This window comes from Dysgonomonas sp. 511, assembly GCF_010501105.1.
GTDB lineage: Bacteria > Bacteroidota > Bacteroidia > Bacteroidales > Dysgonomonadaceae > Dysgonomonas.
In genome coordinates, this window is record NZ_QVMQ01000031.1 from 1 (window position 1) to 26,878 (window position 26,878).

Genomic DNA, 26,878 nt, shown 5'->3' on the forward strand with positions numbered 1-26,878 from the left:
TTATTTCAAATATGGACTTGATTATATTTTTCAGTGGTTAGATAAACTGGATTTTAAAGAAAATATGAACCCTATGATATTTTTGTCATGTACTTAGCCGGGCTGAAAGAATGGAGGGTGATATTACATTGTTTGGTATTCCGCGTGTGGTTCCCGGTATGGTGATAGACCTCAATAGCCGGCTGTTTGACAAAAAGGGTAACTATTACATTGATAAGGTGGTAAAGAGTTTTTCTAAAGAGGGGTTTAGGCAAGTTGTAAGTCTTGGACGTAAGGTGTTATAAAATCAGCAAAGGCAGGGTGAGAAGTCCTGCCTTTTGCTTTGTCAAAGATCGACCCGAAAGCCTGTCTTTATCATTATCCTGCGTTATGCAGGGCTTATTTTAGCGGCAAAAGGGCAAATATTGTCACTGCCCTTTTGGAAGGTTCGCAACCCCGCGAGGGGCATAGAACCGGGGAGATTCGCAGTCCTTACGGGCTTTGAATCAGGGGTAAAGGTAGTGAATAATAAGTAATTGTACAAAAAATGAGTATAAGGTTTAGAAAAAATGCGGGCTTTTGCTTGCATAAGTGAAAAAAATACCTAACCTTTGTGTTAGCCAAATATAATAAGTAAAAATGTAGCAAAACGTGTAATCGTTTGCCTACCTGTAAAGTAAGGCTTTTTTTATGCCCGTACTTTAAAGAATATAGAACGGTTGTGCTTTTTCCCGTACATTTATTTTCGAGTTTTGCTCGTTTATACTTGTTATGTTTGGCGACACGGGGAGAGGCCAGCCGTTTTTCTTGTGCCTTATAACGCCAAATATAACAAGTATATGGAAGAAAAAAATGATGTTTACACTGACTATGGTGTATTGAAGAAAAAAGCCTATGACCTTGTAGTCATACAGGGTAGACCACAAAAAGAAGCCGCAGGTATCCTGAAGATTACAGAAAAAACATTATCGGTCTGGTCTAAGGCCGGGAATTGGCAGGAACTGAAAGCATCTACCGAAATGGTAAACTTTCGTAAATTCCTTAGTGATAAGATTTTCGACTTGATGGCAGACATTGCCCTTATCGATGATAAGGAGTTGATAACTCGCATTGCTAATAAATTAACAGGGAAAGGGGGCGCGCTATGACAACTATTGATATAAAAGAAAAAGTACAAGCCGCCGAAATGGATATTCAAGGACTTACAGAAGGATGTAATCGCGCAATAGTAGTTTATTCCCTTGAGGAAGATTATTTTGCGCCTAAAGGCTTTAGAACGCGAAAAATGGTTGTCCTATATGATAATGATGGATTTGGCCGCGAGACTGTTAATAAAGGAATAAGCAATATAATGATTATGCACGGTCAATCATTAATGAAAAGCCATATGTATATTACTAATGAAAGTGGCAAATGGAAAAAGTCATTGTTCCAATTTGCAGCTTTTTTATTACGCCCAATCTTGGGCGTTTTGGCGGGAAATGACATTATAGATATTACAAATGAGTCAAAAAAATATAATAAGGAAAGGGGGCTATCATGGTAAAGTTTAATAAAGACAATACATTCTCGGTATCTATTGAGGGATGTGGTGATACCTATATTGACACAATAAAGGCATTACTTTCCTATATAGGCTATGATGATGGCGATATTTTGACTAAAGATGAGCGCTATTATATTAGCAATCTGATAGCATCAATGTTACCAAATCCCGAACAAATAATAAATAGCGAAGATATTGAATTATTAAGGGCGGCAAAGCAGAATAAAGAGGCGGTAAACTCAATTATATCATAATTATTGTACCATCTTGATTTGGGAGGTAAGCAAAGGCTTGCCTCTCATTTTGTTTTATAAATGAGTATTTTTATATCATTTTGTCATATTTAAACTTGGCGTTTTTATGTACTTTTGGTTTTGAAACGTTGTACAAGTGGTTTTTGCAATTATACTTGAATCCATTAATTGTTTCATAAAAAATAAATTTAGTTAATAAAATGAATGTTATTTATGAATTTTAAAATTAACTCTTCAAAAGGAATTCTGTCATGCAAAATAAGATATTGTAAATTAATTAATTGGAGTTTTCTTCATCATTATACAGTTGTTTTTTTTATAATACTATCGCTTTACATTTCATCATCAATAGGAAACAAGCATTTTAAATCTAGAACATCAAACTAACGCTAACAGGAAAATGATCGGATGGTAATCGAATTTTATTCTTCTCACCTTTTATCCAATAGATATCTGTTAGAACTTTGTAATTCAATACGTTTAGATTATTCGATATAAAAATATGGTCTATTCGGTTTACCGACCAATGATCAGGATTAAATCCATTGAATGTACCGTTGGTTGCATACCGTTTTTCACATATATTATAAGAATCTCTCAATACACCAGAATTTTCAATAATATTATATATCTCATTATTCTGGTCTACATTAAAGTCTCCGGTAAGAATACATGCTTCATCTACTGCTACTTCCTTTTTTATTTTTTGCAGGACAAGTTTACAACTTTCTCTACGAGCTTTTATGCCTATATGGTCTAGGTGGAGGTTATAGAACCAAATGATTTTCCCGTTATCCTTCTCTTTCAATTGAGTCCATGTGCAAATGCGTGGATATTTGGCATCCCATCCGGTATTTGGATATCCGGTATTTTCCGAAAGCCAAAAATGACCGGATTGCAGTTCTTCAAATTTATCCTTCTTGTAAAGAATAGAGGCATACTCTCCCTTTGTTTTTCCATCATCTCGTCCTACCCCAATATGATTGTATTGAGGTAAAGAGTATATAAGATCCATTCTTTGCCTATCTAAAACCTCCTGGAGTCCTACGATATCAAAATCATTATATTGGATAATATCGCAAATAACAGGACATCTCTGATGCCATCCGTTACCATTTATAGAGTCATTAAAATTTGCATTACGAATGTTGTAGGTTGACACTTTCAGCTGTTGAGCATTTAGCATAAATCCGAGTTGGAATAAAGCAAATAGAAATATTAGCTTTCTCATAATAATTATTTAAAAAGTTTTATAATATTGGCAGGCAAATAAAATGTATCTGTCTTATCTATATAGATAACCACTGAACCAAGGTTGATAGTTTTTTTATTCAAAATAGCAGTTGACTTGAAAGCTGGTATCTCTAATATATTATTATCTTTTTTTATGATAAGAACAGGGAAGTCAGGACGTATCTTATTCACAGTGTAATTCAATCCGGCAAAAACATCTGTATGTTTGGCAAATATTTCTTTCGTTATTTCAGGTAGTCTTTTTTGCAGGCCTGCGGCATCACACAAATAATGATTAATTTCCATATTGGTATTCATACCGATAGGAAGGTCTCCTAGAGGATGATAGGCAGCAAGAAATACTTCTTCTCCAGTATGTCCTCCCGTAGTGAATCCGAAATAGGTACGCTTATTCATTATTTCAACCAATTTAGCAATCATATTTTTACCGTCACTCACTTTCATATAATTCTCAGGTTTGAAATTTTTAGATTTGATAAGGCCCTCAAATTCTTCATCAGTGATATTGATATCTGTGTATGATTTAATTACACTCTTAAAATTCTCAGGTTTTTCTTTCAGCAACATCCTTTCAAGTCCTTCACCTGTCCTTTTATATTTAGAAACATTAGCAAACAGCTTATCAATACTAGCTTTGTCATAACTCTTAAGATCTCTGCGTCCTATTGAAAATCCGCTGTTTCCATGATCGGGTAAAACAATAACTGTCGTATTCCCATCTCTAAGAGCAAAGTTCATAGCAACACCTATGGCTTTATCAAATTCGAGAAATTCGGTTATACAACCAATCGCATCATTTGCATGGGCAAGCCAATCAATTTTACTACCTTCCACCATCAAGAAGAATCCATTTTCATTCTGCGAAAGCAGATCAATGGCTTTTTGTGTCATTTCCTCCAAAGATGGAATAAGGCTTGTGTCACGATCTATAGCGTAAGGCATATCCTTATCACACCATAGTGACCATATTCTTCCTTTTGTATGATTACGAAATGCATTTATATTATTTGCATAATAATTAACTTCCTTATTTATAAAATGCTGCTTCATATCCTCGGTAATTAAACTAACCCCACCTCCAAAAACAACATCTAAATTTTGATATACAATTTGAGGAGCCAATAAATCATATCGTCCACGATTGTAATGATGAGCAGAACAATCAGCTGGTGTAGCATGCGGAAACTCGACAGTAACAACCAAACCCGCAGCTTTCTTTTGTTCTATCCTCATAGCTTCCAATATTGTAGCCAAAGGTTGATATGCCATTGTTGTATCCACATCTATCAAGTCGTTTTCAAGGTCAGCAGGTGGATAAATAGCTACGTTCCCTGATTGTTGAGGCATTCCAGTTGTAAATGCTGATGTTGCTGGAGCAGAATCCACAATGGGAGCATTGGATGAAAAGGTTTTAACAGTTCCGCATAGGTATGGGTCTATATTCAGGTTATCATTACCCAATTTATTGTATATCTGATACCAACGGGCTGCTGACACAACTCCGATAGAGGTACCATCTGGAATCATTAGTATAATATTTTTAGTAGGTCGAACCTTTTTTCTATACGGATCGCCGTTATATGTTTGAGAAAAAAGTCCCCCTAAAATAAAACACATATAGAAGAGGAGGATAAAAACTTTCTTTATCATTTTATTACATATTAATCTAAAACTAAGCGCAAAAGATAACTAATGCGCTTAGTCTAAAATTACAACCGAACCCTCTTTATTTTAACCTATAACCTAACTATTGAACAGCTATTCGACGAATCCGATGATTATAATTGTCGGCAATATACAATGCACCATCAGGACCAAATTTGCATCCGAACGGTTTATTAAATTTAGCAGTAGAAGCTTCTCCGTCTACAAAGCCGAAACTTTTACCTATTCCGGCATAGGTAGTCACTACTCCATCGGGTGCGACTTTGCGTATGCAATGATTATTAGCGTCAGCTACAAAAATATTTCCTTCATCGTCTAAGTCTATTTGTTGCGGGTTATTAAACCGTGCCTGAGAACCTTTAGCATCCACATAACCTGTTGTGTTCACTGCACTGCCCTCTGTTATAACTTTTGCAGGTCCTGCCAACGTTTTCAAATTAGAAAATGTATCAGTATCTTTATCGTAGTCCGCTACCAGAATACTATGTCCTCTGTAAGCAATAGATATATATAGTTTCTTCCCATCTTTGCTGAATATCATGTCTGTCAGTGTACCATTTGCACTTAATATATCCATTTTGTGATCTAAAGAACCACTATTATATTTCATAATGGCGGCGGTGTTGTACCTTCCTACAAAGACATCACCTGTAATCGGGTGAACTGCAACTGTAGGAGTTGTTACGGAATTATTGGTATAAAGAGCTGTCATATTAGAAAAATTGTCTGAACGTGAAAGTATTCCTAGTCCCATTGTTCCATTCGCATCTTTATCGTTCGTCACATACAGTGTATTATTGTTGTTAGAAAAAACTATATTACGCATCTTTTCTGCTACTGTTGTTTGCTGACCGGTGAAGAGCGTTGCAAGTTGTCCCTCAGATAGCCTCCTCACTGCTGAAAAATTGGTTGCAGTGCTTGGAGAAGCCCCTTCTTCCATTATAAATAACTCATTGTCATTGCCCCATGCAAGGCGATACGGGCCTTTAAGCCGAGCGGTTTCTATTGGGCCATCAAGGTCTTCTTTCTTTCCATCTCCCAGATATGTAGAAACCAACGTTTGAAATCCATATTCAAATTCTTGCTGAAAACTGAATTCTTTCACCTCAGATCCATAATCAATGTATACTTTAACAGCTCCTGAGCCAGTATCTTTCTGCACAAGTGCTGTTACTATCCGCCCGTTAGAACTTTTTACCACAGCATCTGCTCCATTTACTGTTACCCGTATCTTAGACAAGTCGGTAGGCAAACTGCTACCATAAAAAGAGATTTCAGTTTCATATCCTCCTTTCATAGGAGAAAAAATATTCACCTCTGGTACTCCGTTTCCAGAAGGTGTAACAACTTCTTTCGAGTCATCATCATCACATGCCGTAAATCCGATAATAGTGATAAACACAAACAGAAAGAGTAATTGAGTTATTATATTATGTATTATTTTCATTCTGCTTATTTTTTAATTATTTAAACATAAATGTTGCATACACAGGGAAGTGATCTGATTCAGTATATGCCTTATAATAAGAGTTATATTGTTTGGAAACAAAATCGCCGTGTGAATAAAATATAAAGTCAATAGCACCATCTGGCTGTGGAACAGTCATCGTTGGAGGGCAATAATCGTACAGACACCCCATCGTAAATTGTTCTTTCAACATAGTTACTGGCTCGCTTACCTCATCACCATTGAAATCACCACAAAGAATAGTCGGTCCATCGAGTGTCGATGTATGCTCTAATATCTGCTCCACATGATATATCCTGTTGATAGCCTGAGAATGATCAATATGGGTAGTGGCAAAGTAAAACTCTCTACCCTCTTTCTCTGTTTTCACTATCCCGATAGAACGGATATAAGCCTCTATGATATATTCTAGCTTATGACTTTCGGTATGTGTAAACGGAGTTTTCGACAAGATAAGATTACCATAAGGAACACCATTGTTTTGTAATGCTTCGGCAAAGAAAGAATAAGGCATTCCTGTAATTTCTTTCAAGCGTTCTTCCACATTTACTCCTTTTACGGTATATGTAACTTCTTGTATCCCCACAATATCTGGATCTACAGCTTTGATAACTTCTCCTATGGCATCTATGCCTTTCATATCACCACTTTTGATATTATAGGTCATCAGTTTTAACTTCACTCCGCTATCATCCGGCAAAGCCCCTGTATTATCATCATCAGAATCGCATGCAATAAAAAATAAAGCAGCGAATATCAATAAATAATAAAATATATTGTTAAATTTCATAATCTTAATATATTAAACAATTAATTTACTGTAAGTTCAATCACTTTGCTATAATTGGTATTAGACATAGATACTACTTCGGTAGTTGCAGCCACACGAATATATATCTTGTTTTTGTTAGCCACTATTTTATAGTGGTTTTCTACAAATTCTCGGTCGTTCAGCAATTCAAATACATGCGAACCAGTAGCCGCACTTCCTTTTGCCGCAACAGTGGCGTGGTTGGCATTGTTGACATCTACGCCCGGAGCAAAATTCCACATCACTTGTACGTTTTTCAAGCTGAATGTAGGATCGGTTGTTTCCACCTCGTAATTTACGGTCACTTTATTGTCTGCTGACACCGATGCATTTATAGAGATACGCGAAAAAGGGAGAGCATGAATATTAAACTGTGTTTGCCCTTTAATTTCCACATAATCTTCGGCGATACCAATCAATGGGCTATTGCCGAAAGTAATACGATAGAATCCGTTGAACACTTTGGAATTTTTATATGTACCGTCTTGGTTCGCTCTGAAAGTTATAGGCGCTGTCGCCCCTGTTTCTATTTCGGTAAGCGAAATCATCACACCGCTTTCACCCTGTACTGGAAAGGGAACAGGCTCTCCAGTCTGCTCATCTATTACAGTGCCATATATTCCACCATTGGGGGCATCATAATTGTCTATGTCATTTTCACATGCTACCATTATAAGTATGGTCGCTATCAATAAACATATACTGTATATCTTTTTCATTTTATTCAATTTATTATATGGTTTAGTAAGCATATCCCGGATTTTGAACTAATAGAGGGTTAGGGGTAACATCTTCCGTACCAAAGCGATTATAATAATTCCTTTCGAGGAATAATCTGGTTTGCTTCGGAGGCTTCGTTCCTATTTCGAATACATATTTACCTGTCCGTACATCTAGCCATGGATAAAGAGCTTTACCACGGAAGCCTGTCAGTCCACCCTCATCGACAGAGAGATGGGCAATCCTCCAACGTTTCATATCCCAGTAACGATGTTTTTCAAAAGCCAGCTCCACTTTGCGTTCGTGCCTTACTTTTTCGATCGTGAGTTCTGCTGATGTAATTTTTCTGATACCTGCCCTGTCTCTTATTTCGTTAATCGCCCATAACGCTTCAGATACCTTAGGCGAGCTCATTTCCATACAAGCTTCTGCATAATTCAGATATATTTCACCTAAACGGAACATTACCCAAGGAGTTGATGATTTCTTATCATCAATATTCGCCAGATCATCTAATGTTTCATCTATAAATTTACGTTGATAAAATCCGGTCTTAGATGCGTCTCCAGCATCAGCACCACCATCTTTTCCAGATAGTATACCTGTATATCCTGGAATGTTCACAGAAACCTCATCACTCGGTTGCTTCGAAGCTGTATGTTTTGTTCCGTTTTGGTCTATTACTCCTCTGCGCCATTCTACATTGCTGCCCTTCAGTGGTGATCCAGGAACGTAAACCGAGGCAAATAAGCGGGGGTCCTTCCCTTTAAACAAATCAATAAGTTTGTCATAAGGTATCAATGTCGCGCCATTCGCGACCTTTAGTTTACCTGGTGTACCGTCTGTATATTCAAAATCTTCTATTAATTCCAGTACAGGAGCCATACCGCATCCCCATCCGCCTTGACGATACGAGAACGGCATATTCATTTTGTCCCACATATGCCCTCTTTTACCTGCTACATTATACTGTTTCTGTAAAATATATTCGCCATTGTTACCATTGGTTGTAGCCGAAAATATCTGATAGAAGTTTTCTGCTTTTGCTTCATCTGTATTATCAGCGGTTCTTTTCAAAGAATAAACATTTGTCATATTATACAAGAGTTCATATGACGCATCATGTGAAGCCTTAAAGAATCGTTCAGATTCAGATTCAGGTATACATACATATCCGCGTGCCACTGCTGTTCCAGACAATGACAGTGTGTTGGAATATTTGGCAATGGTTCCAGCATACAATCCTGCACGCGAGCAAAGTGCCAGAGCCGCCCCACGGGTAATACGATACTTAGATGCATCGGGGCGCGTTTCGGGGAGTATATCCTTGATTGCATTACATTCGTTAATGATAAAATCATAAATATCAGCTTCAGACGCACGCGCAGCCTGCATAGAAGCAGGATCATCTGGATTATATTGTTGGGGTTCTGTCAATAAAGGTACTCCCCCATAACGTTTTACTAACCCAAAATACTGATAGGCACGTATCCAACGAGCTTCGGCATCTAGTTGTTCTTTTTGTGTATCATTCAAAACATCCGACTCTGCTACCTTTCTTATAAAATCGTTTGTGTTGCGAATATACTTATATCGTGTAGAAAGTGGATCATTCAATAGCCAATCATTATATGTATATACGGCATCGGCATTGCTGAATAACGGATTCTTTTGGTACGAACCCTGTGCTTCGTCAGACATTGTAGTAGGGTTGCGTAAATTTGATTTACTATTATAATCCCAATAATCATGATCTTCATGCTTAATCCCCTCATCATACATATTGACAAGAACTGCTTCTATTGCCTTAGGATTTGTCCAAACCAAATCAGGGGTTATTATTCCACTGGTGTTTTCCCTATTCAGATAATCATCACACCCTATGAGGCTAAATGAGATAATACCTGCAAGTATTGCTATTTTATATTTTCTTAATTTCATGGTTGCTCAATTTAGAAAGTTAAGTTGACTCCTATATTGTAAGACTTTTGTTGAGGATAGTAACGCATATTGCTTTTATCGCTTTCGGGATCTACATATTTCATTAATCCATCCCTACTGGTGAAAGTAAGTAAATTGTTCCCGCTCACATAGAATCGAAGTTGCTCTATATTGTATTTCGATAATAAGCTTTTAGGTAATGTGTATCCTATTTCCAATGTTTTCAGTCTTAAATAATCAGCTTTATGTAATGACCAGGAGTTGCTACTCCGGTTGTCTTCAAATCCGGCTACACGTGCAGCAGGCATAGTACCGGCTATCCAGTTGCTATACGGGTTAGTCGGATCTTCACGATGCCAGCGATCTGTCATTATTGCTAATCCATTTCCAAGTCCTTGTTGAACAAAAGTGTCGAGAATATCTCCAGATACATAGATGTCGTGTCCAGCCGCTCCCTGGAAAAATACATTCAGATCGAATCCTTTGTATGAAGCACTCATATTCAGGCCATAATACATGCGTGGAGTAGAGCCGTGACCTATAGGCTGTTCATCGTTTTTGTCTATAATACCATCTCCATTGAAATCATCGAATTTGAGATCACCAGGAAGAAGGGATTTATTGCCATTTCCGTCTTGTATCGGTGAATTCAGTATTTCTTCGAAAGATTGAAATTGTCCTACAACTTTACGTCCCCAACGAATACCTTTATATCTGTTATTGGTATTGTTTCGCCAGTCATCATACATATTAGTGGAAGCTGAACGCTCTACATAATTGTTTTTGATACGTGTAACAGAAAAATTTGCACTTATATCATAATGAAAATCATTAATATTGTTGCGATGTCCTACTTTCAATTCGAAACCGGTGTTAATATCAGAGTTGAGATTTTCTTCTGGCATAGATTCACCGAAAGTAGAGGGCAATGATTCTGTCCGGCGAGCAGGCAGTCCTGTGCGATTGCGATGAAACCAGTCAAACTCAGCTGATAATAAACCTTGCTTATACGATGTTTCAAAACCAATGTTAAATATTTTAGATTTATACCACGTCAACCATGGATTGGCCATCCCCTTGCTTATCATGCCTGTAGTCAAGCCTCCTGTTCCCATTACATAACCACCCTGATATTTGTAACCATCGAGATATTGGAAAGCTTCGTAATCACCTTCATCTCCCAGTTCGGCATAAGAACCTCTTATTTTTATATTATCAAATGATGTATTCAAGTTCTTGAAAAAAGGTTCCTCTGATAAACGCCATCCAGCTAATACTCCGGGAAAGAATCCCCAACGGTCGCTTTCCCTATACTTATATGTGCCATCGTAACGGAAATTGAACTCTACAAGGTAACGGTTGTCAAATGCATAATTAAGACGTCCGACAAGCCCGGCATGGGCTGTTTCTCCACTATCTCCTCCATTTGCCATATTTTCAGTATCTCCGTAGTTTATATCATCTATAAGTCCTATTTCAAAGAAACGTTTAGCCATCACGTCTGTTTTACGGTCATTATACATTTCCCACAAAACCAGTGCGCCAATATCATGTTTGCCCGCAAATTTTTTATTATAATTGAGTGAGTATTGGTATGTAGGTTTATAATAATTCTCCTGTTTAGATTCCAGGTTTGAATTGTTACGGATAGCAATCGGCGTATAAGATTCGGTATTAGGTTCATAAATATAGTTGTATGCTTCTTTCCCCCAACTTTTCCATTCTTTATTTGTATAGTCATAGGCGATCATAGCTTTTGCTATAAGACCTTCTACCCATGGAAGTTTCCATGTAAATGCAAGCGAACTGTTCAGTTCCCTGCGCATACGGTTTTCATATCCAGCATGATCTATATAGGATGTTTGAATAACATTGGGAGAGTTACCTGTTGCCTGCCAGTATTCAGGATTATCATTTGCATATTGAGAGTATGTAGGGATAGCCTGTTGAGCTGAGGCAAACAATTTATCAGCCTCAAAAGGGCGCTTGCGTTTGTCATATCTTCCGCTAATTTTAAGCTCTACATCAAAACCTTTCGCTACTTCTACTTTTATATTGGAACGTACATTATATCGTTTATAATTCCAATCTTTTGATTTTAATATACCCTCCTGATCCATAATTCCTGCCGAAAGGAAATATGTTACTTTATCTGTGCCTCCCGAAACACTCAGGTTGTGGCTAGATTGAGGAGCTGAATTGCGAACTGTTCCAGCCCACCAGTTAGTTCCAGCCCCAGCTTTATATCTTGCTAGTTCTTCATTACTGTATGCAGGTTGTCCTCTCCAAGGATTTACATTATAAATTGCTTCGTTATAGAGAGCTGCATATTCATATGGATTTAGTAAATCAGGATAACGTGTGTTTTGTTGCCAACCGTAATAGAATCCATAATCTATTTTTGTCTTCGAATTAGATCCTTGTTTAGTGGTTACCAGCAGTACACCATTCGCACCCTTAAATCCATAAACGGCAGCAGCTCCATCTTTCAATATAGATACAGATTCTATATCATTGGGATTGACCTGAGTATAGTCACGCTCTACCCCATCTACTATTACCAACATATTTCCGTAGCCGCGGATATCAACCGAAGCATTGTCGTCACCGGGTGCACCACTACGTTGTACTGCTCGTAAGCCTGGTAGCTTTCCAGCAAGCATGTTCGATACATTTGGAGTTTTCACACTTACCAGTTCTTTGCCTTGTATCGCTGCTACCGCACCAGTTATCGATGCTTTTTTTTGCACACCATATCCGACAACTACAATTTCCTCCAAAAGTTCCACATTTTCTTGCATCACAACATGGATATCGTTTCTTCCATTCACATCTATTGTTGTAGAGGTATGACCCACATAGGTGAATGTGAGTTTGCTATTTGCCGGAACATCAAGGGTAAAAGTACCGTCGATATCTGTCATTGTCCCGATAGAGGTATTATTTTGAAGAGCAACAGTAACGCCAATGAGCGGTGCCTGATCTTTATCAACAACAGTTCCTTTTACTTTTATCAACTGTTGAGAAACTGTAGTTTGTGCTTTCAAAGATGTAATATCTGAGAACAAGGGGTAAAATATTAATCCGGTTATCACTATGGATTGTAATATCCATCTTGTTTTAAAAACCGTAATTAACTTTTGCTTAAGTCTGTTTTTCATGTTCAAGCAAGTTTTAAAGTTTACAATCTAATTATTAGTTATTTTTCTTTTCATCAAAGGTTGCTAATGCTACAAAGGAATCAGCACATCCATAATAGAGATAGTATCTTCCATTAAGGTATGCAAGGCCTTCAGTAAATACTGTTCCATCTGGGTATTGTCCACTTTTTTCAAAGTCTGCATCAGGCCAGAAGAAAGGTTTGTCAAGACGATCTAATACTTTGAAAGGGTCATTCTTATCGAAAAGGAATTGTCCTGCTGCATATGTTCCTGCAGGATAATTAGGATCGCGTTCTTCTTTATAACCGTTTTTACCATTATAAATAAGTACGATTCCGTCTTCTGTCATTAATGCAGGGGGGCCGCATTCGGTTAACCTGCTATCAAAATATCCGTGCCGGGGTTTGGCTATTTCCAACAGGTTATTATTGTCATCCAACACAGGTTTCCAGTTTATCAAATCATCGGATATTGCGGCGCACACAGCCCTTTCGCCCCAATACATAAAATATTTTCCGTCTATCTTTTGAGTGACAATTTTGTTATCTTTCAAGCTGGTTACTATCGATGCCGATTTGCAATCCAGATCTTTGAAGCGACCGTTATAAGCCTTGCCGAAGGCTAATCCGTGTTTAGTCCAGTTTATAAGATCGATAGAAGTAGCTACACACAGGCGTGGATTCTTTTTTGCTCCAACTCCATTTTCCCGATTCCAACCTGTGTATAACATCACATATAAGCCATCTTCGTCCATTACTACACGAGGATCTTCGCATCCGCCCTTCCATTCCATCGCCTTAAAATTGTCATCATCGGGATAAAGTACCGGGCTGTTTCTTTTAGCCATATGTATGCCATTAACAGATTCGGCATATCCAATCCGGGATGTGCGCGACCCAATACCTGTTGAAGTATTGTCTTCGGCGCGATATAAGACAACTATCTTACCATCTTTAACTGTTGCGGCAGGATTAAAAGCATCACTTTCTTCCCATTTTATTTTCATTTGCTGCATAGGACAGAAAAATTCACTACTCTTCTGGGGCGAAATAACAGGGTTATTCTCTGCCCTAATAAAAGGTCCCAGCGCCCATGAAGGCAAACCCGATTCGGGTGAATAAGAATTATTTTTATTTTTATTCTTATTCGAATTGTCACAACTACCTAAAATAGCAAGTGTGGCTGAGAGAAAAAGATAAAGTTTTAGTTTATTCATTTTTATGTATTACTGATTAAAAGTTATTATTTTCTGAACAAATATATTCTTATGAATACTTAAAAAAGTATAGTATATTCTCAATTTAGTATACTAAGAAGTCTCAATCGCTTTTCAATACCTTACTACTGTTGGTAATTATATTTTTTGCAAGAGGATATGCCAGCAATTGTATTCCTGCTACAATTATTAAAGCATACTTGAGGGCGAAATCCTGAGATACATAATAGGCAAGGCAAATGAAAAGAATCAATCCGGATGCCCTGCCAAGAAATAATCCCCACTCGTGACTGAATATGTAAGCATATTCATTACGTTTTTCTATTTTCTTTGTAGCATCTACTGCCTGCATCATTATAGGATTATAGGCAAGGTCGAACAAAGGTTGGAATATTGTTTTGCATAAAACAAACATAATAACCCCTGTAGCAGAGAAAAGTATTCCGTTGAATAACGTACCAATGAAGAATAAAGCGAGCCCTGACACAAAAATTTTCAACCGGTCTTTCGGTTTAGCTATACGACCGAGAATATAGACCAGTATAGCAGTCATTGCGCCACTGATGCTTTGTATGAGCCCCAATGCTCCCTCATCTCCTACTAATTTAAGTACAAGAATTGCTGGCGCAGTTACCAGAAAGCCTTGCACCATACCTTTCAGAGAAGACAGCAGAAGCATCTTGCGCCATAAGAGGCAGAAGCGGAAATATATAAAGTCTTTTTGTACAGGGTTTTCAAACTTTCCTTTCCATAGTACAATTACTGCACACACTGTTACGACATTAACACCAAGTGTCATAAATAAATATGCTTGATTAATATTTATGGTATGCCCAAGAATTGTGCTTCCGTCAAGTAGACTAAGAAATACGCCAATAACAAGCGGTACAGTGATAGAAGTAATAGAAAAGAAGAAGGATTCTAGCCCAAAGAAATAATTCCGATTTTCATCTTTTGTATTATTTAAGGTCAGCAAATAGCGGTTTGTCCAAAAGAAACCAGAAGCCGCACCTAGGGCAAAACCTGTAATGCCAAGTTCGAACACTCCCAGCGATTTTACTAGCATCATTGCAAACATAGAAACACCGCTAACTAATATGCCTACTGCATAAAGAGTTTTCACGCTAAAATGTTTCAAAAGAAACCCGTTTAATAATGATGTGGATAGTACCCCTATATACATAAATAGTTGGTAGATTGCCACCATCATAGGGTCGCTCGTGTTGCGCATAACATAGGCACCTACAAATATCTCTACCACAGGCAAGACCAATGCATAAAGTAGATTAGTCTTCAGTAAGGTACGCATATTCAGATCCTGCTCTTTAAAGAACAGGTATTCTCTCTTTAGTCGGTTCATCTTGTGTAATCAGATAATGGATGTTACTTCAGTGTAGATAAAATTTCCGTTATGGATAGTTGAGCAGCGCATATCACCTCATCACTTGCCCCATAATACATAGTTATCTTGTCTCCGTCTACCAGATGCCCGTTGGTAAACACGACATTACCGAAGAAACCCGTTTGTTCATATCCGGCTATAGGCTCCATAATAGGCTCTTTACTACGAGCCAGTACTTTTGAAGGATCGTACAAATCGAGAAGTAATGCTCCTAAACAATAGCGATGGTTGTGATCGGCTCCGTGATAAATTTCGAGCCACCCCTGTTCGGTTTTTATAGGAGCTGCTCCTGCTCCCACGCGTGCGCAATCCCACATATCTTTTCGTGAAGTGGCTATACATTTATGATTCCCCCAATGGAATCTATCGGGCGACTCAGCCAACCAGATGTAATTTCCACCCAAAGCAGGACTACTAGGACGATGCAACGCATAATACTTTCCATTTATCTTTTCTTCGAAAATGGCGCAATCTTTATTATGTGGGGGAAATATCATCCCATGACGGTCAAAATTTTCCCAGTCGGATGTATGTATCAACCCAACTCCTACGGCAACCGGCGATACTTCGGTAAAGGTAAGCCAGAAACCATCATCCATAGTAGCTACACGACAATCTTCTATGCCGAACGATTCCAGCTCTCCATTTCCAAATATAGGTGGAAACTCGGATTCGTCTTTGAAGGTAATACCATCTATACTAGAGACTAAACGAAGATAAGACATGGTGGTAAGATAATCTTGCCCGTTGTAGCCTATCACGCGTGGGTCAGTGGCATCGAGTCGCGAATCATCCTTGTCGAAGGACAATACTTCTATCTCTCCCTTTGCATTATAGATTGGGAAGCTAATAACTCCTTCTTTTTGTACTGGCCGTTCGGCAACACGTAGTAATAGCCAAATCTTGTTGTTGTAGCAGAATACTCCCGGATTTAACAGACAGGCTATTTCCATTCCTGTTATAGCAGGCTTTAAATCAGATGGTTTGAGTAGAGGATTCTGTGAAAATCTTTTTGCAATATCCATAGTATTTTTGTTTTACATTAATAATTTCTTATTTCATATCGAAAGTAGCGATTACAGGAAAATGATCCGATGCACCTTCAGCTTTGTAATAAACTTCGTATTCTTTTATTTTAAAGACTTTATAGGGACCACATAGCAAATAATCAATAGTGGCTTCGGCCGGACCTGGCGCAGGAACTGTAGGTTTCAATTGGTAAGCACAATTCAAATCAAACCATCCCAAAAGAGTAGTCATAGGTTTATGGGTGGGATGTGCATTCATATCGCCTCCTAATATTATAGGAGCATCAAGTTTTTTTACAATATCCAATATTTCACGTACCATTTTCAACCGGGATGCATCGTTGCCTTTGTGGTCGAGGTGTGTAGCTGCAAAATAGAGCTTCTTGCCTTCTTTTTCCACCTTTATATATCCGAAAGAGCGAACATAGTCGGTTTCTTCTACTCCATATAGTTTGTATGTTGCCGAATCGAGAATAGGATATCTAGATAAGATAGCATTTCCATAGTCGCCTCCGCTTTCGATGTTGAGAGCATGCACAAAATAGTGATACTTCATGCCTGTCAACTCCGCTAGCTTAGCTGGTACATCTGAAGGGTTTATATCAGTAAATCTTTCGACTTCCTGAAGTGATACTAAATCGGGGTTAACATCTTTAATGATTTCAGCTATTTTTTCTATACTTGAGTTCCGGTTGCTATAAGTATTATATGTCATAGCTTTTATTTCCACTTCATCTTCTTTATTATGCTTACCTTGACTTTGTACACAGGAAAATAATAACAGGCTGATAATAGAAAAAGATAAAACACGCAAATTTGTGGATAGAGTATTCATGGTTTAGAATGGTTATTTGTTTATTTATTAGGAGTCAAGACAAAAGTAAATTTCTCAATTCTGTAAAATGTATACTATCGTCTCAAAATAATATACAGGCTATTCATAGATATGTTTAATACCCTGTCGGGATTACAGAGTTGTTCTTTTTCCATATATTTGTAATATATTACAAGCTCATGAATCAGCTATTTTCTAAACTTCTTCTTACAATTTCTTTCCTTGTATTCGGTTCAGGGGTTTTCGCTAAAAACATAGTGAAGAACATTACGAATATGGAGGGACTTTCCAATAATTCAATAAATTGTTTCTTAGAAGATTCTCATAATATATTATGGGTGGGCACATGGGATGGCTTAAATTCTTATAATGGACGGGATTTTGCAATATATCGTTATGCCTCAGAAAATGAATTTTCGATAAGTAACAACATAATAAGGAATATAATTGAACCAGACAGTACTTCTATTTGGATAGCGACAGATCAAGGGCTTAACAGATGGGACCGGGTAAGTGGAAATTTTCACAGGTATTTTGTAGAACCGAATACCGATACTCATAAGGGAAACAATTTCTTGTTATTATCTGCGACATCTTCAGGCAATGTTATATGTTATGTTCAATCTATAGGTTTTTGTATTTTTGATAAAAAAGAAGATAAATTTATAAAAATCGAAGGAGCGGAAATAAAGAACGTAAATAACTTCATTGTAGATTCTGAGGATAATGTTTATGTATTATATAATGATGGCGTTCTCTATAATTATCGGCTTGATGATAAAGAAGAAAAGTTTATATTGCAACAAGTTTATTCTTCTCCCAAACCAATCAAACAGATTTTTTATACAGATGATATACTGGTAGCAGATTACACAAATTATCTGGAAATAATTTCTGAAAGCAATAACGAAAAACATATAGTGCCTATTCCTCAGAATAAAAAAGTATCGCAAATAACTCAATTTAAGGAAGAACTAATTATTGCTTTTTATGAAGGAACATGTTTGTATTATGATTTTTATTCAAAAAGTACCCGAAAACTAGAGGAATTACCCGAAAGGGTTTCAATCTTTACTGTATATACCGGCTCCCAGAATATCTTGTGGGTAGGTACCGATGGAAAGGGGATTATACAACTCTATGAAGATCATTCCCCTTTCAATCGGGTGAAAACGGATTTCCCTGTTCGCTCTTTCAATAAAGATGAAACTGGGGAGATGCTCATAGGGACAAAAGGTGAGGGTATATTAAAACTGAATGTTCACACAAACAAAATTATAGAATATTTATCCATCTCCAATGGTCTTATTTCTAATCTTGTGTATTCGATGATCAAAAACAAAGATGGGGATATCTTTGTGGGAACAGAAGAATATGGTATAAATATTATCAGAAGAAACGGGCAAATCCAGACATTAGCGATGCCATCAGGAAACATTGAGTTCAAAGCTGTGTATGCAATGTTCTTTACGGATGATGATAAAGTATTATGGTTAGGTACTGCCGGCTATGGATTAATTCGCATATCTATCAAAAACGAGAAAGGTAATTACACAGCAACCAGCGTGAAACAATATATACCTGACAGAACCAATCTAGCTGTAACGAATAATATAATATATTCTATTGTTGGCGAAAAATCGCAAATGGGATTATGGATAGGAACGAGAAGAGGAGGATTATACAGGTTCGATATTGTTAAAGAAAAATTTATGAATCTGGAAGATATAGATGCTTCTTTAGTATTATCAAGCTATGATATAATAACTCTTTTCAGAAATACCAATAATGGCATTTGGATAGGTACAAGTTATGGACTTGACCACTTATTAATGGACAGTATTCTTTCTTTGAAAAGATATGGACTAAGTGAAGGGCTGGTCAATAATACGATACATGGAATAGTTGAGGATCAAGAGAACAATATCTGGGTAAGCACTACTCAAGGAATTGCATTACTAAACCCTGCAACAGGGAATATTAGTAGTTATTCTATACGTGATGGACTTCATAATAATGAATTTGCTGATGGAGCTTATTATTATGATAATGGCACTGTGTTTTTCGGAGGAGTGAATGGCCTTACATATTTCAATCCTGAAAACATCAATTTTAGGAATTACAATCCTGAAATCAGCTTAAGTAGACTCCGGATATATAATGACGACCAAAAAATTGAAGATCGGATAAAGGACAACTCGTTGAGCCTTTCATATAATGAGCCTTATGTGTCATTTACATTTGTTGCACACGAGTTTATCAACAATGAAAATTGCGAATACCGCTACCGTATCCATAATCTACATGACAGAAACGAGTGGATATACAATGGAAATAATCCTAATATTATTATAACAAAATTGCCTTCTGGAAAATATACATTAGAAGTAGAATGTACAAACGGAGATCGTATATGGAGCGGTAAGACTTATTCTTTAAACCTCTCCGTTGGTTATCCGTGGTGGTTAAGCGTATGGGCTTTTATAGGATATTTTTTGCTTCTTGTTCTGATTACAAAAATCACCATATCAATTGTAAAAAACAGAATACGACTCAATAGGCAACTGATGATAGAGCAGATAGAAAAGGAGCATAAGCAAAAAACACACGAAGCCAAGCTGGATTTTTTCACCAATGTGGCGCATGAGTTTTTTACTCCGCTTACGCTCATTTTTGGTCCGGTGCAACATCTTCTAGATAATGTTGATCTTGATAGTTATACTAAGCGCTATATCTATGTCATAAAAAACAATGCAGAAAGGATGCAAAAGTTAATCAGCGAGTTGATCGAATTTCGCAAAGCTGAATCGGGACACCCAAAACTTAAAGCTGAATTTGTTGATATTAACGCATTAGTTGGGTATATAGCCGATATCTTTCAGGAAATGGTTGAAGAAAATAGAATCCACTTGAGAGTGAATGTGCAGATTACCTCCCCCTTTGCTACAGACAATAGTGCATTAGAAAAGGTCATATTTAATCTTGTATCCAATGCTTTCAAATATACGCCTGTTGGTGGTTATATAAATATTGATGCATGTCTCGACAGCGAGGGTAGATTTATTCTCAAGGTGAAAAATTCTGGCAAGGGATTAAGTAAAAGACAGATGAATGAGATATTTGACCGATACAAAATGTTCGACACGCCCAAAATGAAGAACAGTGTCAGTTCGGGAATAGGGCTAAACATGACAAAACAGTTAGTGGAATTTTTGGGAGGCAAAATTTCGGTTGAAAGTATCCAAAATGAATATGCACAATTTATTATAGAACTTTATCCTATGCAAATAGGTGAGGCAAAGGCAAATGAACAACATTCTGAGATTGAAAAGCCAATATCTGAAAACTCGAATGTTACTCAGAGAAAGGATATATCAATCTTGATAGTGGAAGACGAGAAGGATATTAGGGGATTGTTGAAAGACATATTATCTTCTCAATACAACATCCTTGAAGCCGAAAATGGAGAAGATGCATTACAGATAATATCACGAAATATCCCAGATCTCATACTCACAGATATGCTTATGCCGTTATTAGATGGCATGGGTTTTATCGACCGACTCAAAGCTGATGAATTAACGGCTCATATTCCAATAATCAGTATTACAGCCAAAACCTCTGTCGAGGATAAAGTAGAAGCTTTTGAGCATGGAGCTGATTTATACATCACTAAACCGTTTCATCCAAGACATATACAAAGTGCTGTAGACAATATTCTTAACCGTAACTTGCAGATGAAAAAATATTATTCATCCAGTAAATCTTCCATAACCATAAGAAATGGGATTTCTCGTCATAAAGATGATGAAATATGGCTAAAGAAGATAATGCAATTTGTAGAAAAGAACATGGGAGATGAAGCACTAAGTCTAGATACTATTGCCGATTACATGGGAACAAGCAGGGCTAGCCTGTATCGTCGGCTTAAATATGTAATAGATAAAACTCCAAGTGAATTTATTAAAGATATTCGGCTCGAACATGCGGCATTATTATTAAAAACAACTAAATTGACTGTCGCTGAAATTATTTTTAAATCAGGATTTTCTAATAGTTCTCATTTTTATCGGGAATTCATGAAAAAATATAACTTATCTCCTAAAAATATGAGGAAAAATGGATAATTATAGATTTCATTCTTATTTTTCATGGGTTTAGTTTTATCTTCTTATTTTTTATTTGAAACTTATTAAATGCAGATGTACTTTCAATTTCTATTATTTGAGAAGTTTCAACTTTATCCTTATTCTCCAGTGACAAATTTATCTGCCTACTCAGCGAATCCAACTGCGATTTCAAGTCCTTCAACTCCGGTTCCTTCTTAAAAGTAGCTGTCATTACCTCTTTCAACACAGGCAAATCCTTTTCCAGCTTTTGGTTGTCTGATTGATATTTCTCAATCAAAGCAGGTATTCGATCCAAAGCTTTCAGGAAGTTGGTCGAAGCCAATATCGGATCAGTAGCAATATGTCCGTTGTTGTAAGAATACTTGATATTCCCTTCTCCCTCGATAAAGAATCGGTTATCCTTAAATATTGAACCTTCCTTTTGACTATCCTCCGTTTTGACAAGTATTTTAAAGTCATACAATTCTCCGATTTTAAAGTATTCGCCATTGGTTCGGGCATTATTCGCAAGTTGATTGAGTTTGTCTCCGATTGCTTTCGGATCATTGGTGTTGAGATTATCTAATTTTATCGGATTGAGTTTATTACCTTCTTTATCTACCTGTACCTTCTCATTGAACTGTTGCAGGTCTTTAGACATTCTGGCAACCATTTCACTGTTGCTGTCCACTGTACGGGTAATATCCTCAAACTTATAAATAGCCGAAGACTTACTGCGATTAAATGCCTGTCTTTCACTTTCCAGAGAAGCTATCTTCTTTTCCAGTTTGGCTTTTTCCAACAAATCGGTATTACCCGATAGTATAGCCACATATTCCGAAAAGTTCATACCCGAACCTTCATCCAGACTTCCTTCGTCAATGGTGCGGGTAGCCATATTATTTGTCTTTAGCTGGTTGATAAATAACTGCTTGTTTTGAAGCAGGTTGAACTTATAACTGTCCAATGATTTTTCTACGGCATAAATCAATACATCTACTTTATTGTCAGCATATAACTTCGCTATTTCATTACCTTTGCGGATAGCTCGCCCATCCCGTTGATTCAGGTCGCTTGGTCTCCACGGCGTATCTAAATGATGAATAGCGACAGCTCTCCTTTGTGCATTAACTCCTGTGCCCAACATAGATGTTGAGCCGAACAATATCCGGATACGTCCGGCATTCATAGCTTCTATCATCGTCTTCCTCGCATTATCAGTCTTTGCTTCCTGTATAAAGCGTATCTCATGAGCAGGAATTTTATGGTCCTCCACTAACTTACGCTTGATCTCACTATAGGGATTCCATTCATTGGGTTTATAGGTTCCCAAATCAGAGAAAACAAACTGGGTTCCTTTTTCTTTTGCGTATTTATTGTAGTATTCAGCTATTTTAGCTGCACAATGGGATGCTTTATTATCTATATGGTCTCCGTAAGACATATCAATCATGCGCATATCGAGAGACATCTTCCGTGCATAATCTGTTGCTATCAGCATCTTTGCTTTTTCTTCGCTTTGTGATAATGGTTCTCTACCTAATATGGTAGCATCTCCCGTTTCTGCAAAACGCATTAGCTTTTCGATAAAGATTTCCTGCTGTGGTGTAGGTGGAATATTATACAATACTTCATTCTTTTCGGGTCTGTCTATACCTATATCCTTTGCTGTACGGTAATCGGTTATCTCCGAATAGAAAGAGGCCAGTTCCGGCACTTTGATAAAATACCTGAATCTCTCTTTCTGTACAATCTGGTTGGTAACGGAGAACTCATAGTCCGTTGTTTTCTTGGCAAAAATAGCTGCCCAGGCATCAAAGGAATTGATATTCTGTTTTTCCAGTTCCTTTGGTCGCAGGTATTTGAATAAAAGGTATAATTCCGTCAATGAGTTACTAATGGTTGTTCCTGATAGAAATGTAGCTCCCAAATCCTTATCCCTTCTTTCCTGTATGGTGCGGATAGCAAAGAGCATATTCATAGCCCGTTGGCTCCCTTCGGCATTGCCTAAACCAGCCACTCTATCATGGCGTGTGGTAAAAGTCAAGTTTTTGAACTGATGACTCTCGTCTACAAACAAATGGTCTATACCCATCATCTTAAAATCCACTACATCATCAGTACGGTCCTTAATCTGTTCAGCTAAATTACTAAGCTTTACTTCGAGATTAGCTTTTCGTTTCTCCAATCCCCGAAGCATCATTTTGGATATATCTTTCCCTTGATTACGGAGTACATTTAAATTCTCTTCTACCGAATCCAATTCCGCCTGAAATATCTCCTGTTGCATTTCCGGCGATTGGGGTATTTTTCCGAACTGGTCATGGGTAAGGATAACAGCATCCCAACTATTATTCTTTATCTCATTGAAAATCTTTACCCGTTTTGCAGGAGTAAAGTCTTCCTTGCCCGGATAGAGTATCTTTGCATTGGGATATGCAGTACGGAAGGTAGAAGCTATCTCATGTACATTTGCTTTCAATCCTATAATCATAGGTTTATTCGCTTGTCCCAATCGTTTCATCTCATAAGCGGCAGTACACATAATCAGGGTTTTGCCAGCCCCCACCTCATGATCGCAGATTCCTCCGCCATTCTGTTTGAGCATCCATACACAATCCTTTTGGGATTGGTATAAATCGGGAATACCTAAGCCTTTCAGGTCCAGTCCGGGAAAGTTCTGGTGGGAGCCATCGTATTGTGGACGGACAAAGCAGTTGAACTTACGGTTATAAATATCCGCCAGTTTATTCTTAAACTCGGGCGACTGTTCATCCAGCCAGTTAGTGAAACCGTTTCGGATTTCATCTATCTTGGTGTTTGCCATTTGTATGGCTTGTCCATCGGGGACTTTTACATCCTTATCTTCTCCGGTATCGGGGTCTGTTACCTTAATCGTTTTGGTAATATTGGGAGTTGTATTGAGCAAAGCGTGCTTGAGTAGGTGTATTCCTGTATAGAGCTTACTTTCTCCCTGTACGGCAAACTTTTCATTAATAATCATATTGCTCCTGTCCGCTTTAACAGTAAAGTCGTCGCGGGAAGCATAATAGGATATATTGATATCCGTTTCAAAGAGTTTACTCATATAATCTTCATAGACTCCCGTATCGATCCACCGTTCCCCGAAGTTGAAGTCCAGTTCTTCAAATCGTATTGGTTGTGGTATCGCTTCCTGCAATGCTTTTAGCGATGCTTGTGAAGGAATGTCATCGGGATGTTTTTGCAGGTAGCGTTCAATAGCTTCTGCTTTCTCTACAACATTGCCTGCAATAAAACGGTCCTGAACTTCGTAATTCTGAATCAGAGGATTGAAATAGATACGTCCCTGCAAGTCAGAAATGATCTCTTCTTGTAGTTTACCATCCATCAGCGACTGCATATAATCCAGACGGACTTCCCCGTACTTATTTAAAGAAGCAATCAATGCTTCATCGGAAGTATCTGCAACGGTAATCTCATTAGGATTAAAAGCCACAGGCATAGAGAAGATATCGGCTTTAATGAAAGCCCCTCCATTGGCTCCGCTTCGCTCTGCCGAACGTTGTTTCTCCCCAAAGGGGAGGCTCTGTTTCCCCACTTCGGGGGGACTAAGGGGGGCACATCTTTCCAAAGAGAGTATTTCCCTTCCTCCGGCATCCATCTTGATAACATCGAGGTTTTTCTTATCATTCAGATGCCCGTATCGGCGTACAAAGGAATCATAACAGAGATTCAGGTTACTGCGAAGAGAAGCATGTTCTGTCAGATGCTCCGCCTCATGGTTGTAAAGAGTATGGTAAATATCACGAATCTCAATATACCGACTAATCTTACTTCTTTGGTCAAAGGATATATCTAATGCCTGAAACTCGGCATCGTCCCGGTAACGTTCTTTTAAGAAGCCTATCTGTCCGTTATCTTCAACCAATGAGCCTTTTTTATGAAACTCAAACAATTCCCCCGAATAAGGGCGCGGTTCAAAGGAACGCTTGCGTTCTTCCTGCCGTTGTTCTTGTCGAAGCCTTTCCTGTTGTTCGGTTATTCGGGCATCTTCTATGGGGTAAAGCCCCTCCTGACCTCCCCGAGGGGCAGGGCTGTTAAGTTCTGATTAAAATAATTAGAAAGCGTTCTTTGAAATTATTATATTTGCAAAAAAAAGCAGGAATGACTTTACTGGATTGTTTGTCTCAGGTAAAAGATCCGCGGCGTAAACAAGGTCAGCGATTTGAGTTGGACAAATTATTACTACTCATTATTATGGCCATGCTGCGAGGTTGTTACCACTATCGGGAAATTGCTCGCTTTTGCCTTTATCATCAATCGGATTTAACCCGCTTGTTGAAGATAAGGAGCAAGCATATGCCCTCTCATGTAACTATTCGCCAATTAGTTTTAAGCCTTGACTTTTCGTCCTTGCAGACTTGTTTTCATAAATGGGCAAAACAATATGTACCTATAGAAGAAAACGAATGGATTTGCATAGATGGCAAGGCCATTAAGTCTACAGTAAGCGATAGTCACAATAGTTATCAGAATTTTGTTTGCTTAGTCAGTTTATTCTCTCAAAAACGGGAACAGATCATTTATGCAGAGAAATTTGACAGCAAACAAACATCTGAAATAACAGTAGTTGAGCAACTTATTGAATCCTTGGATTTGAAAGATGTGATCTTTACTTTGGACGCATTGCACTGTAAAAAAAACGCTACAAACAATAATTGATTCCCAGAACCATTTTCTTGTCAAGGTAAAAGCAAATCAACCCACTCTTTTAAAGGCTGTTAAGGATACTGTCCGGACTTTTGTTGCTGTAGATGAACTCCTTGTCAAAGAGACGAACCGGGGTCGTAAAGAAACACGTCTGATTAAAGTTTTCAATCAAAAATACTTATTGCCTTATCAATGGAATATGGTTAATTCAATCATTGTTGTTGTGCGTGAATTTGTCCGAAAAGATAAAATACATCAAACAATCAGTTTATATATATCTGATCTTGAAACCACAAATGCCAAATTGTTATTACAAGGAATAAGAGGACATTGGTATATTGAAAATAAGTTACATTACACCAAAGATGTTATCCAAAAAGAAGATAAAACAGCTACCAAAAACAAAATAGCTGCTGCTAACTTATCCATTTTCAGAAACTTCTGTTTCAACATCCTTAAAGCAAAAAACAAATCAATAAAGTATGCTTCTGAATATTTTGCAAATAATAATGTCAAAGAACTCCTATGTAATTTAATTAGAACTTAACAGCCCTGCCCGTAAGGGCTATCATTGGGTAGTACGCTCTCCTGAAAACGGGCAATTATTTTTTCATTACGACAAAGGTTCCCGGGCCGGGCATGTTGTTGTCGATTTACTCAAAGACTTTAAAGGTACAGTACAGAGTGATGGTTATGGGGCCTATGATATATATGAAAAGAAACAGGATGTTCTCTTATTGGGGTGCTGGGCGCATGCCCGCAGAAAATTTGAACAGGCATTAGGCAATGATCCCCCA

16 protein-coding genes and 3 pseudogenes are annotated in these 26,878 nt (G+C 37.7%); 7 read left to right on the forward strand and 12 right to left on the reverse strand.

Annotated features, from left to right (window positions below):
• The first annotated feature begins 110 nt into the window (after positions 1-110).
• The 4 genes from D0T57_RS12820 to D0T57_RS12835 all read left to right on the forward strand — a co-directional run bounded on the left by D0T57_RS12820 (position 111) and on the right by D0T57_RS12835 (position 1,779).
• Positions 111-284, forward strand: coding sequence for a M15 family metallopeptidase (locus D0T57_RS12820; RefSeq protein WP_163273890.1), 174 nt, complete (start codon positions 111-113; stop codon positions 282-284).
• A gap of 534 nt (positions 285-818) precedes the next feature.
• Positions 819-1,127 carry a hypothetical protein gene (locus D0T57_RS12825; RefSeq protein ID WP_163273891.1) on the forward strand — a complete coding sequence of 103 codons (309 nt, stop codon included), beginning with the start codon at positions 819-821 and terminating at the stop codon, positions 1,125-1,127.
• Positions 1,124-1,525 (forward strand): hypothetical protein, encoded by a 402-nt coding sequence (locus D0T57_RS12830; protein WP_163273892.1) that lies wholly within the window; start codon positions 1,124-1,126, stop codon positions 1,523-1,525. Before D0T57_RS12825 ends, D0T57_RS12830 begins: the two co-directional genes overlap by 4 nt.
• Entirely contained in the window at positions 1,519-1,779 is a 261-nt protein-coding gene (locus D0T57_RS12835) for a hypothetical protein (protein ID WP_163273893.1), read from the forward strand. Before D0T57_RS12830 ends, D0T57_RS12835 begins: the two co-directional genes overlap by 7 nt.
• A 370-nt stretch (positions 1,780-2,149) precedes the next feature.
• On the opposite strand, the gene D0T57_RS12840 is transcribed toward D0T57_RS12835, so the two are convergent.
• From D0T57_RS12840 to D0T57_RS12890, 11 genes are all read right to left on the reverse strand, one after another.
• A complete protein-coding gene (locus tag D0T57_RS12840; RefSeq protein WP_163273894.1) occupies positions 2,150-3,010 on the reverse strand; it encodes an endonuclease/exonuclease/phosphatase family protein in 861 nt (286 codons plus the stop codon).
• A gap of 5 nt (positions 3,011-3,015) precedes the next feature.
• Complete coding sequence (locus D0T57_RS12845; protein WP_255490592.1) at positions 3,016-4,683, reverse strand: alkaline phosphatase; 1,668 nt, start codon at positions 4,681-4,683, stop codon at positions 3,016-3,018.
• Between the two features lie 97 nt (positions 4,684-4,780).
• A complete protein-coding gene (locus D0T57_RS12850) occupies positions 4,781-6,145 on the reverse strand; it encodes an IPT/TIG domain-containing protein (RefSeq protein ID WP_163273895.1) in 1,365 nt (454 codons plus the stop codon).
• 16 nt (positions 6,146-6,161) lie between these two features.
• Positions 6,162-6,956: an endonuclease/exonuclease/phosphatase family protein gene (locus D0T57_RS12855; protein ID WP_163273896.1), complete on the reverse strand. Its 795-nt coding sequence runs from the start codon at positions 6,954-6,956 to the stop codon at positions 6,162-6,164.
• A 20-nt stretch (positions 6,957-6,976) separates the two neighbouring features.
• Positions 6,977-7,696 carry a DUF3823 domain-containing protein gene (locus D0T57_RS12860; RefSeq protein ID WP_163273897.1) on the reverse strand — a complete coding sequence of 240 codons (720 nt, stop codon included), beginning with the start codon at positions 7,694-7,696 and terminating at the stop codon, positions 6,977-6,979.
• A 22-nt stretch (positions 7,697-7,718) separates the two neighbouring features.
• A complete protein-coding gene (locus tag D0T57_RS12865; protein ID WP_163273898.1) occupies positions 7,719-9,638 on the reverse strand; it encodes a RagB/SusD family nutrient uptake outer membrane protein in 1,920 nt (639 codons plus the stop codon).
• 11 nt (positions 9,639-9,649) lie between these two features.
• Positions 9,650-12,799 (reverse strand): TonB-dependent receptor, encoded by a 3,150-nt coding sequence (locus tag D0T57_RS12870; protein WP_163273899.1) that lies wholly within the window; start codon positions 12,797-12,799, stop codon positions 9,650-9,652.
• Positions 12,800-12,833: 34 nt separating this feature from the next.
• Positions 12,834-14,015 (reverse strand): glycoside hydrolase family 130 protein, encoded by a 1,182-nt coding sequence (locus D0T57_RS12875; protein ID WP_163273900.1) that lies wholly within the window; start codon positions 14,013-14,015, stop codon positions 12,834-12,836.
• Between the two features lie 103 nt (positions 14,016-14,118).
• The gene (locus D0T57_RS12880; RefSeq protein ID WP_163273901.1) at positions 14,119-15,375 is read right to left on the reverse strand and encodes an MFS transporter; all 1,257 of its coding nucleotides are present in this window, start codon (positions 15,373-15,375) and stop codon (positions 14,119-14,121) included.
• A 23-nt stretch (positions 15,376-15,398) separates the two neighbouring features.
• Entirely contained in the window at positions 15,399-16,442 is a 1,044-nt protein-coding gene (locus D0T57_RS12885) for a glycoside hydrolase family 130 protein (RefSeq protein WP_163273902.1), read from the reverse strand.
• A 28-nt stretch (positions 16,443-16,470) separates the two neighbouring features.
• Positions 16,471-17,280 (reverse strand): endonuclease/exonuclease/phosphatase family protein, encoded by an 810-nt coding sequence (locus D0T57_RS12890; RefSeq protein ID WP_163273903.1) that lies wholly within the window; start codon positions 17,278-17,280, stop codon positions 16,471-16,473.
• A gap of 179 nt (positions 17,281-17,459) precedes the next feature.
• Here D0T57_RS12890 and D0T57_RS12895 point away from each other — a divergent pair, with 179 nt between their 5' ends.
• Entirely contained in the window at positions 17,460-21,407 is a 3,948-nt protein-coding gene (locus D0T57_RS12895) for a response regulator (protein ID WP_163273904.1), read from the forward strand.
• Positions 21,408-21,429: 22 nt separating this feature from the next.
• Here D0T57_RS12895 and D0T57_RS12900 read toward each other — a convergent pair.
• Positions 21,430-25,374, reverse strand: a pseudogene (locus tag D0T57_RS12900) (helicase-related protein); the annotation flags it as partial.
• Positions 25,375-25,535: 161 nt separating this feature from the next.
• On the opposite strand from D0T57_RS12900, the pseudogene D0T57_RS15900 reads away from it, so the two are divergent.
• Positions 25,536-26,628, forward strand: a pseudogene (locus D0T57_RS15900) (ISAs1 family transposase).
• A gap of 13 nt (positions 26,629-26,641) precedes the next feature.
• Positions 26,642-26,878: pseudogene (locus D0T57_RS12915) on the forward strand (transposase); the annotation flags it as partial.